This is a genomic window from Flavobacterium frigidimaris, from assembly GCF_002217275.1.
GTDB lineage: Bacteria > Bacteroidota > Bacteroidia > Flavobacteriales > Flavobacteriaceae > Flavobacterium > Flavobacterium aquidurense.
Genome location: NZ_MUGV01000015.1, coordinates 270,795 through 285,142 on the forward strand (window position 1 = coordinate 270,795; position 14,348 = coordinate 285,142).

The 14,348-nt window shown below is 32.5% G+C and carries 14 protein-coding genes; 7 read left to right on the forward strand and 7 right to left on the reverse strand.

Annotated elements, in window-relative coordinates; translation table 11 throughout:
• Positions 1-120: 120 nt before the first annotated feature.
• Entirely contained in the window at positions 121-2,271 is a 2,151-nt protein-coding gene (locus tag B0A65_RS08690) for a TonB-dependent receptor (protein ID WP_074660506.1), read from the forward strand.
• Positions 2,272-2,326: 55 nt separating this feature from the next.
• Here B0A65_RS08690 and B0A65_RS08695 read toward each other — a convergent pair whose 3' ends face one another.
• Positions 2,327-2,740, reverse strand: coding sequence for a Rieske (2Fe-2S) protein (locus tag B0A65_RS08695; RefSeq protein ID WP_074660507.1), 414 nt, complete (start codon positions 2,738-2,740; stop codon positions 2,327-2,329).
• A gap of 155 nt (positions 2,741-2,895) precedes the next feature.
• Between B0A65_RS08695 and greA the strand changes: the two genes are divergently transcribed.
• Positions 2,896-3,372: a transcription elongation factor GreA gene (gene greA, locus B0A65_RS08700; protein ID WP_026983761.1), complete on the forward strand. Its 477-nt coding sequence runs from the start codon at positions 2,896-2,898 to the stop codon at positions 3,370-3,372.
• A gap of 74 nt (positions 3,373-3,446) precedes the next feature.
• Positions 3,447-3,833 carry an HIT family protein gene (locus tag B0A65_RS08705; protein ID WP_074660508.1) on the forward strand — a complete coding sequence of 129 codons (387 nt, stop codon included), beginning with the start codon at positions 3,447-3,449 and terminating at the stop codon, positions 3,831-3,833.
• A gap of 65 nt (positions 3,834-3,898) precedes the next feature.
• On the opposite strand, the gene B0A65_RS08710 is transcribed toward B0A65_RS08705, so the two are convergent.
• Positions 3,899-5,053, reverse strand: coding sequence for a sensor histidine kinase (locus B0A65_RS08710; protein WP_074660509.1), 1,155 nt, complete (start codon positions 5,051-5,053; stop codon positions 3,899-3,901).
• A 159-nt stretch (positions 5,054-5,212) separates the two neighbouring features.
• Between B0A65_RS08710 and B0A65_RS08715 the strand changes: the two genes are divergently transcribed.
• From B0A65_RS08715 to B0A65_RS08730, 4 genes are all read left to right on the forward strand, one after another.
• Entirely contained in the window at positions 5,213-6,088 is an 876-nt protein-coding gene (locus tag B0A65_RS08715) for a flavin reductase family protein (protein ID WP_074660510.1), read from the forward strand.
• Positions 6,089-6,118: 30 nt separating this feature from the next.
• Entirely contained in the window at positions 6,119-6,490 is a 372-nt protein-coding gene (locus B0A65_RS08720) for a DUF3127 domain-containing protein (protein WP_074660511.1), read from the forward strand.
• A gap of 147 nt (positions 6,491-6,637) precedes the next feature.
• Positions 6,638-7,276 (forward strand): leucyl/phenylalanyl-tRNA--protein transferase, encoded by a 639-nt coding sequence (aat, locus tag B0A65_RS08725; RefSeq protein ID WP_074660512.1) that lies wholly within the window; start codon positions 6,638-6,640, stop codon positions 7,274-7,276.
• Position 7,277: 1 nt separating this feature from the next.
• Positions 7,278-8,072, forward strand: coding sequence for an MOSC domain-containing protein (locus B0A65_RS08730; protein ID WP_074660513.1), 795 nt, complete (start codon positions 7,278-7,280; stop codon positions 8,070-8,072).
• Here the strand turns inward: B0A65_RS08730 and B0A65_RS08735 are convergent.
• From B0A65_RS08735 to B0A65_RS08755, 5 genes are all read right to left on the reverse strand, one after another.
• Positions 8,069-9,961: a DUF3857 domain-containing protein gene (locus tag B0A65_RS08735; RefSeq protein WP_074660514.1), complete on the reverse strand. Its 1,893-nt coding sequence runs from the start codon at positions 9,959-9,961 to the stop codon at positions 8,069-8,071. The genes B0A65_RS08730 and B0A65_RS08735 overlap by 4 nt on opposite strands.
• Entirely contained in the window at positions 9,958-11,799 is a 1,842-nt protein-coding gene (locus B0A65_RS08740) for a transglutaminase-like domain-containing protein (protein ID WP_207556415.1), read from the reverse strand. The genes B0A65_RS08735 and B0A65_RS08740 overlap by 4 nt, the downstream gene beginning before the upstream one ends.
• Positions 11,800-11,999: 200 nt before the next feature.
• Entirely contained in the window at positions 12,000-12,710 is a 711-nt protein-coding gene (locus B0A65_RS08745) for a HesA/MoeB/ThiF family protein (protein WP_074660516.1), read from the reverse strand.
• A gap of 85 nt (positions 12,711-12,795) precedes the next feature.
• A complete protein-coding gene (gene thiH / locus B0A65_RS08750; protein ID WP_074660517.1) occupies positions 12,796-13,917 on the reverse strand; it encodes a 2-iminoacetate synthase ThiH in 1,122 nt (373 codons plus the stop codon).
• A gap of 71 nt (positions 13,918-13,988) precedes the next feature.
• A complete protein-coding gene (locus tag B0A65_RS08755; protein WP_242670255.1) occupies positions 13,989-14,342 on the reverse strand; it encodes a GxxExxY protein in 354 nt (117 codons plus the stop codon).
• Positions 14,343-14,348: the final 6 nt, after the last annotated feature.

A 14,348-nucleotide genomic window follows, 5' to 3' on the forward strand; every position in this document is an offset into this window, starting at 1 on the left:
AATGTCGCTAAGGGAAAAAACGACAATTGTTAGCGTGCACACTATATCTTGTCGTAAGAAACACATTTATTAATTTAACAAAAAGAATAATTCCCCCTTTTATTCGTAATTTTTTTACGGATGAAAACTTCTCTTAAAGGTACAAAGTTACAAAGGTTCAAAGGTTCAAAGGTGAACCAAAAGTCTATTCTCTTTACTCTATTTTCTTTACTCTTTACTCTTTACTCTATTGCTCAGGAAAAAGATTCTACCAAAGTAAATTCTCTTGATGAGGTTTTGGTCTCTGCTGTTCGTGTTACTACAAAAACACCGGTTACGTTTAGTAATCTGGATAAAAAAGACATCAAATACAGGAATCTGGGTCAGGACATTCCTATTCTTATGAATTATATGCCTTCTGTAGTTACAACTTCTGATGCTGGAAACGGAATGGGTTATACCGGAATTCGCGTCCGCGGAAGCGATGCTACACGTGTTAATGTTACCATCAACGGAATCCCATATAATGATGCTGAAAGCCAGGGGACTTTTTGGGTAAATATGCCTGATTTTGCTTCTTCTGTAGAGAGTTTACAATTGCAGCGTGGTGTTGGAACATCTACTAATGGTTCCGGAGCTTTTGGTGCCAGTTTAAACATGCTGACAGACAATTATGCTTCAAAAGCAAATGGGGAAATTTCAAGTTCTTATGGAAGTTTTAATTCTCAAAAAAATACAGTAAAATTTAGTACAGGCTTGTTAAATGATCATTTTGAATTGGCCGGACGTTTGTCCAGAATTAAATCTGATGGTTATGTTGACAGAGCAAGTTCTGATTTGAAGTCTTATTTCCTGCAAGGAACTTATGTTGGAAAAACCACTTTAATTAAAGCATTAGTTTTTGGCGGAACAGAAAAAACATACCAGTCCTGGAACGGAATTGATGCTGAAAAGCTAAATGAAAACCGAACTTACAATTCCTCGGGAGAATATACAGATGAAGCCGGGATTACTCGTTATTATGATAATGAAACTGATAACTATCAGCAAGACCACTATCAATTGCATTGGAGTGAATCGTTCTCTGATAAATGGAGCTCAAACCTGGCTGTTCATTATACAAAAGGGAAAGGGTATTACGAAAATTATAAAGAAGATGCTGACATGGCTGACTATGGTTTACTGCCTGTTGATGCTATAAATACAACAGATTTAGTACGTCAAAAATGGTTGGATAATGATTTTTACGGAACCACTTTTTCTGTAAAATACAAAGATGAAAAACTGGATGTTATTTTCGGCGGAGGCTGGAATAAATACGAAGGTGATCATTATGGGAAAGTAATCTGGGCGAGATATGCTTCTCAATCAGAATTGGGAGATCATTATTACGATGATTTCTCTACAAAAACAGACGGGAATATTTTCGCGAAAGCCAATTATCAATTCACGGAAAAATTAAGTTTTTATGGCGATTTACAATATCGAAATGTAAAATACAAAGCCAATAGTGCAGAAACAGGTTTAGTAGATGATAATTTTAATTTTTTTAATCCAAAAGCGGGATTGAACTATGAAATCAATCAAAAAAACACCCTTTACTTTTCATATGCCAGAGCAAATCGTGAACCAAACAGAACAGATTACGAAGGCGGAAATGTAAAGCCTGAAAAACTAAATGATTTTGAATTGGGGTGGAGATTCAATTCTGAGAAATTTCAACTGAATTCGAATTTCTATTATATGGCATACAAAGATCAATTGATCTTAACCGGAACATTAGACGATGTTGGTGCGCCAATTCGTTCCAATACGGATAAAAGTTACCGTTTAGGTTTTGAAGTGGATGCGACAATTAAACTTTCAGATAAATTTTTGATTCGTCCAAACTTCACTTTAAGCAGTAACAAAAATGTAGATTTGGCTGTTGAAGGTCAAAACTACGGAACAACTAAAATTGCCTATTCACCTGAAGTAATCGCAGGAAATATTATTGTTTATAGTCCTCTTCAAAGTTTACACATTTCATTATTACAGAAATATGTAGGGGAGCAATACATGAATAATATCGAATTACCAGCAGCAAAACTGGCCGATTATTTTGTAAATGATTTGAATATATCTTATGAGATTAAACCAAAATCAATTTTCAAATCGATATTGATTACAGGTTTGGTAAATAATGTTTTAGATAAAAAATATGTTTCAAACGGATACATGTATGATGTTTACCCGTACTATTATCCGCAGGCAGGAATTAATTTCTTAGCAGGTCTAACTTTGAAATTCTAAATATCTCATAAAAACAAAAAAGCCTGAATATTTAAACTTTCAGGCTTTTTTGTTTTTAATTATAAACGTGAATCAACGTTCCGTTAACTTCTACTCTATATTGTTTTAGTGGATATTCTTTACCTCCAAGTCCGGTAAATAAACTATAAGAAGTTTTATCACAAGAGCAGACTGCATTAATACCATCAATAGTCATAGCCGCACAGGAATTTACAGCCTGATTTGGGCATGCAGCATCAAAAGCATTATAAGTACCTCCGGCATTAAAAATAATAATTCCTTTTGCTCCAAAATTAGGAACAATAACACCGTTGCTTACAAATTTAAGATTTGAATAGGCAGGCAGGTTCATATCTACAGATAAGTTTACAGAATAATTAGGTATGTTAGGATTATTATTGCTTCGTTCGCTATTGCTACAAGAGAATAGTACAGAAACAAATACGATTAGGAGCCAGAATTTTTTCATTATTTTAATAAGAATTAGAGAAACAAAAATAAATTATTTAGTTTTGAATTTTATATGATTAACATATAATTATGTACTATTAAAAATAATAGTATATTTGTAATACAAAATCCCGTCCCGATGGGATTTTTTGTATTTATATAAACGATGAAGTTATGAGTAAAGTATCTTATTATACAGCAGAAGGATTAAAAAAGTTGAAAGATGAGCTGGAGCATTTAAAAAGTGTAATGCGTCCGAAGGCATCTCAAGATATAGCAGAGGCAAGAGATAAAGGTGATTTGTCTGAAAACGCCGAATATGATGCAGCAAAAGAAGCACAGGGTTTATTAGAAATGAGAATTGCTAAACTGGAAGAAGTGTATTCTAATGCCAGATTAATAGACGAATCACAATTAGATGTTTCGAAAGCATTGGTGCTTTCTAATGTAAAAATTAAGAACCAAGGCAATGGAATGGAAATGAAATATACACTTGTTGCTGAAAGCGAGGCTGACCTGAAAACTGGAAAAATTTCAGTAACTTCTCCTATTGGAAAAGGTTTACTAGGAAAATCCGTTGGAGAAGTAGCTGAAATTACAGTGCCAAATGGAGTTTTGAAATTTGAAATTCTTGAAATCTCAAGAGACTAATTTTTTTAAGTTTAATTGTTTAATCGTGCAATCGGTTAAACGATTAACCAAATAAACGAATAAACGAATAAACGATGTCTATATTCACGAAAATAGTAAACGGAGAAATTCCTTCTTATAAAATTGCTGAAGATGATAATTATTTAGCTTTTTTAGATGTAAATCCAAATGCAAAAGGGCATACACTTTGTATTCCGAAACAAGAAATCGATAAGATTTTTGATATGGAGGATGAATTGTATTTGGGACTAATGAAATTTTCTAAGAAAGTTGCAATTGCTTTAGAAAAAACGGTTCCTTGTAAAAGAGTCGGAATGGCGGTTGTTGGTTTAGAAGTTCCTCACGCACACGTTCATTTGATTCCTTTAAATCATATGGATGAAATGCGTTTTCAAAATAAAGTATCTCTTTCTAAAGAGGAGTTTGAAGCTTTGGCAAAAAGCATTCAGTCGAATTTGTAAAGCAAAATATATCGGACTTCAACTTCGCTTAGTCTGACAAAAAATAAAAAAGAGCAGTAAATAATTTACTGCTCTTTTTTATTTAGTGAAATCTGAAATGTCGTTCCTTTTCCAATTTCAGAATGTAAAACTTTTATTTTCCCCCTGTGATACTCTTCTACAATTCTTTTGGTTAAGGAAAGCCCTAATCCCCAACCGCGTTTTTTAGTAGTGAAACCAGGTTCAAAAATGGTTTTAAATTGTTTTTTTAAAATTCCGGTTCCTGAATCTTGGATGTTTATTTTAACATGATGCGCATCTTGTTCAATATGAAGATCTAAAGTTCCTTTTCCTTTCATGGCATCAATGGCATTTTTAACGAGATTCTCAATTGTCCAGCTATGGAGCGTTGGATTTATCATAGCTAAAACAGGTTCTTTTGGAGCATCGTAAGAAAAAGTGACTTGTTTAGAAAATCGTGATTGCAGGTATTCATAACTATTTAAAGTTTCAGCGACAATATCGTGGACTTCTAAAGCAGGAATAGAACCAATTTTTGAAAAACGGTCTGTAATAGTTTGCAATCGGTCGATATCCTTAACAATTTCCAATGTTATCGATGGATCTATTTCTTCTGTTTTTAAAATTTCAACCCAACCAATTAGCGATGAAAGCGGCGTGCCAATTTGGTGAGCCGTTTCTTTTGCCATACCAGCCCATAATTTATTTTGCGTGGCCATTTTAGTACTTTTGTAAAAATTGTAAATTAGAGCACCAAACAAAAAGATAATTAGCAATAAAGCAATTGGGTAATACTTGAGTTTATTGATTAACTCAGAATTTCCATAATATAATTTCTGAAATTTCCCGGGAGCGTATTCGATAACAATTGGATCATTTTCTCGCTTTAGGTTACTTAAATAGGAAAGTGATTTTTCGTTGTCGGCCATTATTTTCTCCGGCACATTGACAGAACTGATAATCTTATCACCATACATCGTCAGTATTACAGGAACCGAGTGATTGTTGTTTAAAATCTCAAGTGGTAAATCTAAGTCTGTGTTTTCATCTGCATTGACCAAAGCCTTCTGTGCATTGGCTAAAAGGTTCATTTTTAATCTTTCTTCGTTTTTGAAAACCTGAAAAAAGATATAGGTATTCCAAAGAATCAGAGAAATGATTAAGAAGGAAATGGAAATGATAATCCAGCGGGTAGTATTTCTTCTTTCGGAAAAAGACATAGGTATTTTTTTGAGGTATAAATATAACGAAATAAACACATTTTATATTTTGTTATTTGCCAAAGATTTTTGTTTTTATGTCTTAAAGTATTTCTTTGAATTAAACGATTTCTCTACTTTTGCAGATACCGAAATGAGGTTCGGTTAAAAAGAGAAAATATGATTAGCATTAATCCAAAAGAGATTTCAACGGCAAAATTGCACGGTTATCTGCAAAGTGCTGTAGGGCCGAGACCAATTGCTTTTGCCAGTACAATGAGCGAAAAAGGAATTCCGAATTTGTCGCCTTTTAGTTTCTTTAATGTATTTAGTGCCAATCCACCCATTTTGATTTTTTCGCCGGCAAGACGTGTACGCGATAATACAGTTAAGCATACGCTGATTAATGTCGAGGCAACGCGCGAAGTGGTTATTAATGTGGTCAATTATAATTTGGTACAACAAACATCTTTAGCCAGTACAGAATATGCAGAAGGTGTAAACGAATTTATCAAGGCAGGATTGACACAAATTCCGTCAGATTTGGTAAAACCGTATCGTGTAAAAGAGTCTCCGGTTCAGTTTGAGTGCAAAGTCACGCAGATTATTCCTTTAGGAACGGAAGGCGGAGCAGGAAATTTAGTTTTATGCGAAGTAGTGAAAATTCATATTCACGAAGCAGTTTTAGATGAAAATGATGGTATTGATCAGCATAAAATTGATTTGGTTTCACGACTCGGAAATAATTGGTACTCAAGATCAAACCAAGGACTTTTTGAAGTGCCAAAACCGTTAACTACTTTGGGAGTTGGAGTAGATGTAATTCCGAATTTCGTCAAGGAAAGTCCGGTTTTTGATGGAAATGATCTCGGAAAATTAGGTAATATAGAAGCCTTGCCTACAACAGAAGAAGTTAGTATATTTGTGAAAGAAAATTTTTCAGTGAAAGGAGTTTTAAGCTCAGACGATCAGGAAAAAATTCATTTAGAAGCCAAAAAATACCTGAATAATGATGATATTTCATCGGCTTGGAAAGTGCTTTTAGCCAAAAAATAAGAATAGAAACAATAATTAATATAGACGAAGATGGAAGTTACAGGAAAAGTAAAAGTGGTTAATCCAGAGCAACAAGTTAGTGCTGCATTCAAAAAAAGAGAGTTGGTTGTTACAACAGACGAGCAATATCCTCAGCATATTTTGATTGAATTTACTCAGGATAAATGTGATTTATTGAGCAGCTACAAACAAGGTGAGGCGGTAAAAGTTTCTATCAATTTAAGAGGAAGAGAATGGGTTAATCCACAAGGAGAAACTAGATATTTTAATAGTATTCAAGGTTGGAGAATCGAAAGATTAGCTCCAGAAGGTCCTGCTCAGACTGCACCAATGCCTGCTGCAGAAGCTTTTGCTCCGGCAACAAACGTAAGCGAAGACGAACCAGACGATTTGCCTTTCTAAAAGTTTAAATTCCAAAAAATATAAATTCCAAGTTCCAATCATTCTCGTGTTTGGGATTTGGAATTTTTTGTATAAGCAGCAGATTTTGGAATTTGGAATTTTAGTTTTGGAATTTCCCTTTTATAATTATAGGAATTTTTTTATAAGATGTATTATTTATTTGAAGATATAGTTTTCCCTCCCGTTTCAGAAGCCGATGAAGAAGGTATTCTGGCAATTGGTGGTGATTTAAATCCGGAAAGATTAAAGCTGGCTTACAAAAGCGGAATTTTTCCCTGGTTTAATGAGGAAGAACCTATTTTGTGGTGGTCACCAGATCCCAGAATGGTTTTGTTTTTAGATGAATTAATCGTTTCTAAAAGCATGCGTAATATTTTGAACCGAAATCAATTCAAAGTTACCTTTAATCAAAATTTTGAAGATGTAATTTCGAATTGTCAAAAAATAAAGCGCGACGGGCAGGACGGAACCTGGATTTCGAACGAAATGATCGAAGCGTACTGTAAATTGCATGCAGAAGGAATTGCAAAATCAGTTGAGGTTTGGCAGGATGAGGTTTTGGTTGGTGGTTTGTACGGAATTGATTTGGGAGATGTTTTTTGTGGCGAAAGTATGTTTTCAAAAGTTTCTAATGCTTCAAAAGTGGCCTTTATTGCTTTGGTAAATAAGTTAGAAAAGGAAAATTATAGACTATTAGATTGTCAGGTTTATAATCCGCATTTAGAGCGTTTAGGCTGTCGCGAAATTGATCGTGATGCATTTATATCTATTTTAAAAAGTAAGTAAAATGAATACAATTCATGTTGTAAAAGAAATTTATATCTATCCGATTAAAAGTTTGGCGGGAATTAGCTGTCAAAATGCTAAAGCTGAAGAAATGGGCTTTGAAAACGATCGCCGCTGGATGTTGCTAGATGCGGAAAATCAAATGATAACGCAAAGAGAATATCCTATTATGAGTCAGTTTTATCCGCAAATTTCAGACGGAAAAATTAGTATTTCTTTTAAGGATCAAAAACATGAATTTTCCACGACAGAACATTTAGATATTCCTATAAAAGTAAATGTCTGGGATGATCAAAGCGAAGTTGTTGAGGTAAATTTTGCAACTTCAAAATGGTTTAGTGAACAATTGGGTTTTGAATGTAAATTGGTCAAAATCATGAAAAACGGAGATCGCAAACATGAAAGTTCAAGATTAAAAGAAACCTTCAATGTAAGTCTTGCCGATGGTTATCCTTATTTGTTAATTGGTACAGAAAGTCTTGATTTTTTGAATGAGAAACTGGAAGAAAAGATTACCATAAAAAGATTTCGTCCAAATATTGTAATCAGTACCCAAAAAGAACATGAAGAAGACGATTTAGATACTTTCAAAATTGGAGAAGTTCAGTTTAAAAACGTAAAGCCATGCGGAAGATGTATTATGGTAAATAATGATCCGCAAAAAGGCATCGTTAAAAAAGAACCTTTGAAAACCTTAAGCAAGTATCGAAATGTAAATAACTCCGTTTTATTCGGAACTAATATTGTTAGTTTGAATTCAGGAGTTATTAGTATTGGTGACGAAGTTGTTTTTTAATTATTTCGGGTTAAAATTAATGAAGCATTATTAAAGTCATAGATTGCATCAATCATATCTCGATATTCATTGTATTTTTCTTTCTCTAAATAAGTAAAATTGTAAAATTCTTCCACAGCTATTTTGACTGTATTTCCTTCGATTTGCGCAGTTGATTTAAATGAACCAATAATGTCATTATTAGCATTTTTAATTTCTTTGTTAAAAGCTAAATTAGCGACATTTTTAATGCTGTAACCTGATGGAATACTTAAATTAATATAGTTTATATTTTTCTTCGGATAAGAGATTACAATCGGATTCGTTCTAGTCGTTTCCTGATGTAAACTGGTTTGTTTTCCTAAAACCTTTCCAATAGTTATCAAGTTGTTTTTTCCCGCATTTTCAATCCAGGATTCTTTTACTTTTATGCCGCTGTTGATTGTGAAAGGCTTTTCAGGATCATAATTATTTTTGTATTCTTGATTTTCAAAAGAATATTTTTGAACTTCTACATCAATATCATTAAAAGTATTATTTTTAACAAAATCATTGATTTTATCCTGAGCTACACGTTTTAAAGCATATCTAAAATAGGAAGCAAGATAACCTGTATAAGTACTTTTTTTATCTACCAAAACGGTTTCCATATCATCATCAATCGTAATGTTGCTTGTTGCTTTTGTAACATTATCATCCATTAAAACATTTTCAATTTTTTTGAATTCATACGTAACCTGCTCACGATCTTCTTTGTTGAAATAAACAGCATCATTGTTTACAGAAAGAGCATTAGGCTGACCATAAGGCATCCAGAATTGAAACGGAGAAAGGTATTTTTTTGTTTCAGGAATGTAAATCAGAATCTCTGATAAGGCATCGGGAACAACATTTTCTTTGTCAAATTTATCATCAAATTTATCTGTAGAAGCCGCAAATTGATATTTGATTTTAAGATAGTCTAAAACGTCTTTATAAAAATATAAAACCATGGTTGGCATCATTTTTTTGGTCTCCAACGCCTTTTTATAGACATACTGTTTGTCGATTTCAATATTTTCTTTTAAGTAAATATCGATTATTTTTATTTTTTCATCTGTTGTTAAACCTGGATCATTTAATTTGAATTTTTCGATGAAATCTTTAATCATTGATTTAGCACTAACACCATCGGCAAAACTATTAAGAGAATTATAATAGCTTATATAATCATATCCTTTAGAAGTATTAAGAAAATAATAAACTTTGGCAAGATTTGCCAAATTTGTGGCATTTCGTTCAAACTTATAAGCAGGTAAATTTGACGCGGTATAAATTGTAATTTTATCCTTGCTTTGATTAATCATTCCGTTATAGGCAGCTGTATAAGTTTGTGCCTGCGCAATTTTATTGATTTGAAATTTAGCTTCAAGCACAGGAATATCTCTCTGAAAATATTCAGAACCACTAAATTCAGGATAATCTTTTATAACATAATAGTATTCGATTATATCTCCTTTTTCCACACCTTCAAAAACAAATTGCTTTTCTTTCGTTCCTTCTTTTTCAAGAATTTTTTCTTTCGGAAGTTCTTCAATTTTTCCGTCTGGTTTAATTACCCTAACTTTCAAATCTTTGTAATCTCTTACGTAACGATTGTTTATGGAAACTTTGTTGTATTCATTAATTCCGGCTTCAGATAAGATTTTTATTGCCTGATGTTTTACAATAAAGGCTTTATAGGCGTATCCTCCAACCTTGTTTTCATAAAGTCGGTAGTCTTTTAAAACTACGGCAGGATAGGAATTAAATTCAGCTGGAATTTCTTTAAATTTCGGGTTTTCATCCCATTTATAATTTTTTACCTCTTCCTCTTGCGCGAAAGTAATTTGGGTTAAAAATAAAGTGATAAAGATTAATAGTTGTTTCATTTTTTTACTAGAATAATATTTTGATTGTATTGTTTCGTAATGTTTTTAATGGCAGTGTTCCATGTTTCAAAATTTTCTTTTTCTAACAGTAAGACATTCATCTCCATCTTTTGGTCTATCATGATTGTATTATTCACCTTTTTATAGTTGATAGTTGCCTGGAAAAAATCATTTTTAAAAGTGAAATTTTCAGGCAGAAATTCTAAAGAATATCCTGCTGGAATAATGAATTCATATTCAAATTCATAAGATTTTTTAAAGTCATTTTCTAAAGGATTTTTTCTTTTCTCAACATTAATTCGTGCATCCGAATAGGGAAAAAACAGAATTGGTTTAAAAAGCAATTGATTGTCTGTTTTTTTGATCCATTTCTCTAATTCAAAATGATATAAAATTTGAAGTGCATTTTGCGATAAATCATCATTTTTAATGTCAATATCAGATGTTTTAATGTTTTGAATGAAACGCGCTAAGTATTCCTTAAGCATTTCATCTTTATCATCAGTAGATTTGTAAGTGCTAATAAATTGCGTTTTTACAAATCCGTTTAACTTAAAATCTGCTTCACCTACTATAGTATTTTGATCGAATTTAAGTTTTAGTTTACCAGTAGTTTTATTTTTATCAGCTGCAATAACAGGCACCTTGATGATTCTGTATTTCTCATCATTTGTTTTTACTAAAGCTTCTTTTCCCTGAATAAACGGGGTAACGTTTGGGAATGAAGTAAAATGACCGGTAGCATCAAGAAAAATATCTTTATTATCAATTGTTGCAACAGTGATCATATGATTATCGACAATTGGGCTCGGAACATTTTCGTAGGTATAATTGTTTTGACGCGTTCCAATCCAGGCAATGTTCGATTCTATTCCGGCATAGTGTAACATTTCATTAAGCAAGTTGGCCATATCTTTACAATCGCCATATTTTTTCTGTAATACTGAAGCGGCTTCTCTAGGAACAAATCCACCCATACCATCTTCAAAGGCAACATAGTTTATTTTACTCTGAACATAATCAAAAATAGCTTTTGCTTTTGCCGTATTATCAGTCAATCCATTAATAAGTTCAGCAGTTTTTTCTTTTACCTGCGTTTGGTCTTCTTTATTAATATTTTTAATGGTTTCGGCATAAAAATGATAAAGATTATCTACAGAACCAACAACATTTTGTGTACCGGTAGCTGTTTTGTAATTTTTAATGTAAAAAATTAAATGCGGACTATAATAAGAAGGGCTAGGTGAACCGTTTTCTTTTTCTTCTTTAGCAGCATTTAATAATTGCCAGGTATAAACAGTGAAATCACCTTCTTTTTGAGTCGAAAAATCAATTTTTTCATCAAATTTACCTTGTTCCGTATAGCCGATTTCGACATCTTTAGAAACTTTTAAAACAATTTTAGAAGATTTACATTCGAGGTAATCTTTAAAATAATAGCTTTCTAAAAACTGGGGTTTTTTATATTCCTTTTTATAAAAAGAGTAAGTTTGGGAACCTTCTTCCAGATTTAAAAAATTATAATATCTGAATTTCATGTCATGAAAAAAGACATCTCCAATTTCTCGATCTCCAGTTCCAATGTATCCGACTTTTTGTTTTTTGTTACTTGGTGAAATGCTATACGCTTCTATATCATAAACTTTTTCAAATGAATCGATATAGTTTATTCGATTGCCCAAAACAGCATTTTCACTTTTATCACCTACCCATTTTACTTCTTTTGAAGCAAGAATTATAGAAGGAACATTATTTTTTACGACAATCTCATACGAATCTTCTTTTGCAACTATATATGAATCTGGCTTTGTGCTTTGTGCATTAATAGAAAAAATCACAAAAAAAAGTATAAATAAATAGGAGTGCCTATATATAGTCATCTATGAAAAGAATTAAAAGTATGTGCAAATATTATGGCAATATTAACAAATAAAATCAACTAATTTAATAATTCTGATCAAGTTTATTTTTAGCCTTTTTTAGAAAATTACAAGATCAGTTTTTTTGGTTTTTTCAGGTAATTTTAAAATCGTATTTTTTAAAAATTCAGCTTTGTGAAACTCCAGTTCAAAGTATTATAAAGCACCAATTCATTTTTTAGAGTTGGTAGTTCTAAAATTAATTTGAGTGTTTCGTGTGCCATCATAGTGCCAATTATTCCAGGTAAAGTTCCTAAAACCCCATTCAAATTGCAATTTGGAACCTCTTTAGGATCTGGCATTTCAGGGAATAAATCGCGCAGGTTTTTACTTCCGTTATGATTAAAAATAGCTACCTGACCTTCAAATTTTAAAATACTTCCGTAGATCAAAGGTTTCTGAAATTGAACGCAAGTATCGTTTACCAAATAACGAGTTGCAAAATTATCAGACCCATCAACAATAACATCATATTGCTGAATAATAGTTGCGGCATTTTCTCTTGTCAATTTTGCATTAATAGCTTCAACCTCAATTAACGGATTCAGTTTGGAAACAACTTCTTTTGCAACTATTACTTTTTCTTGTCCAATTTCATTTTCGGTATATAAGATCTGTCGGTGTAAGTTGTGAATTTCAATAGTATCAAAATCCATTATTCCAATCAATCCAACTCCGGCCGTTGCAATATATTGTAAAATTGGACACCCTAAACCGCCGGCGCCAATTACTAACACTCTTGCTTTTTTGAGTTTTTCCTGACCTTCATCGCCAATTTCAGGAAGAATGGTTTGTCGGTTGTAACGTAGAAATTCTTGTATGATACTCATTTTTTTAGTCTTAAAGTTTGAAAGTTGTAAAGTCGAAAGTCAAAAATAGAAAGTCAAAAGTTGGTGGACTTTATGACTTTCGACTTTAAGACTTTTGACTAAATGTTCTGTCCCAGTCTTTCCAAACGGGTTCGTATCCCGATTTTTTTATGATTTGTGCTATCTCATTTGCGGATCTTTCGTCACTGATTTCAAATTGCTCCAACGATTGTGGATCAACCACATAACCACCCGGATTGGTTTTGGATCCTGCGCTCATACTGGTTACACCAATCGGAATAATATTGTTTCTGAATTTTTCGTTTTCACGAGTTGAAATGGAAATTTCCAGGTCTTCATTCCATAGACGATAGGCGCAAATGAGTTGCGTCAGATCCTTATCATCCATAATAAAATTGGGTTCGATAATGCCTTCTGCCGGACGAAGCCTTGGAAATGAAACGGAATATTTTGTTTGCCAATATTTTTTCTGCAAATAATGTAAATGCAGGGCGTTGAAAAAACTATCGGTTCGCCAATCTTCTAAACCTAGTAAAACGCCTAATCCTATTTTGTGAATTCCGGCGGTTCCAATTCGGTCAGGAGTTTCCAGTCGATAATCAAAATTTGATTTTTTTCCTTTCGTATGATACTTTTTGTAAACTTCCTGATGATACGTTTCCTGATATACTAAAACGGAATAAACGCCGGCTTCATGCAAACTTTCATAATCTTCGGTAGAAAGTGGCTGAACTTCCACAGAAATAATCGAAAACTGTTCTCTTATCAAAGCAATGGCATTCAGAAAATAATTAATATTTACGGTGTAATTTGCTTCGCCGGTAACTAATAAAACATGATCAAAACCAACATTTTTTAATGCTTCAACTTCGAGTGTAATCTCAGCATCAGTAAGTGTTTTTCGTTTGATTTTATTGTCTAAACTAAAACCACAATACGTACAAATGTTTTGGCATTCATTGCTTAAATATAATGGCGCGTACATTTGAATTGTTTTTCCGAAACGCTTCTTGGTTAATTCATGACATTGCTGTGCCATTTGCTCTAAATAATTTTGAGCAACTGGAGAAATCAAAGCTAAAAAATCATCGAGATTGCGTTTTGTTTTTGCTAACGCTCGTTCGACATCCTGAGAAGTTGTCTGGTATATTTTAGATTGAATGGAATCCCAATCGTAGTTTTCAAAAACGGATTTAAATGTTTTCATGGATTGTGTGTTTTTTTTCACGCAGATTTTGCAGATTTAAGCAGATCAAAGTTGATTTTAATTTGCTATACTCATACCTTATTTGCAATTCGTTTTATATCATCTAATATGTTTAGAGTATTGAAATTAACAAGTAGACCCAATTTCTTATTTGAGAGCCTTAAATATGTCGAAAGTTGTTTATAATGTATTGGAGCTAAATCTTCAACAGATTTTAATTCGATTATTACTTTGTCTTCAACTAAAAGATCAATTCTAAAAGCTGGATCTAATATTATTTCTCCGTAAGGAATTATAATTTCAACTTGTTTCTGAACTTGTAAATCTGTTTTTGTTAATTCATAAAACAAGGCGCTTTCATATACTGATTCAAATAATCCAGGTCCTAAATTATTATAAACTTTAAAAATTGCTCCTCTAACTATATACTA

Bases quoted from the DNA above. Each gene is read 5' to 3' on its own strand.
- B0A65_RS08690 (WP_074660506.1), top strand. From the start codon at position 121: ATGAAAACTTCTCTTAAAGGTACAAAGTTACAAAGGTTCAAAGGTTCA.
- B0A65_RS08695 (WP_074660507.1), bottom strand. From the start codon at position 2,740: ATGAAAAAATTCTGGCTCCTAATCGTATTTGTTTCTGTACTATTCTCT.
- greA (WP_026983761.1), top strand. From the start codon at position 2,896: ATGAGTAAAGTATCTTATTATACAGCAGAAGGATTAAAAAAGTTGAAA.
- B0A65_RS08705 (WP_074660508.1), top strand. From the start codon at position 3,447: ATGTCTATATTCACGAAAATAGTAAACGGAGAAATTCCTTCTTATAAA.
- B0A65_RS08710 (WP_074660509.1), bottom strand. From the start codon at position 5,053: ATGTCTTTTTCCGAAAGAAGAAATACTACCCGCTGGATTATCATTTCC.
- B0A65_RS08715 (WP_074660510.1), top strand. From the start codon at position 5,213: ATGATTAGCATTAATCCAAAAGAGATTTCAACGGCAAAATTGCACGGT.
- B0A65_RS08720 (WP_074660511.1), top strand. From the start codon at position 6,119: ATGGAAGTTACAGGAAAAGTAAAAGTGGTTAATCCAGAGCAACAAGTT.
- aat (WP_074660512.1), top strand. From the start codon at position 6,638: ATGTATTATTTATTTGAAGATATAGTTTTCCCTCCCGTTTCAGAAGCC.
- B0A65_RS08730 (WP_074660513.1), top strand. From the start codon at position 7,278: ATGAATACAATTCATGTTGTAAAAGAAATTTATATCTATCCGATTAAA.
- B0A65_RS08735 (WP_074660514.1), bottom strand. From the start codon at position 9,961: ATGAAACAACTATTAATCTTTATCACTTTATTTTTAACCCAAATTACT.
- B0A65_RS08745 (WP_074660516.1), bottom strand. From the start codon at position 12,710: ATGAGTATCATACAAGAATTTCTACGTTACAACCGACAAACCATTCTT.
- thiH (WP_074660517.1), bottom strand. From the start codon at position 13,917: ATGAAAACATTTAAATCCGTTTTTGAAAACTACGATTGGGATTCCATT.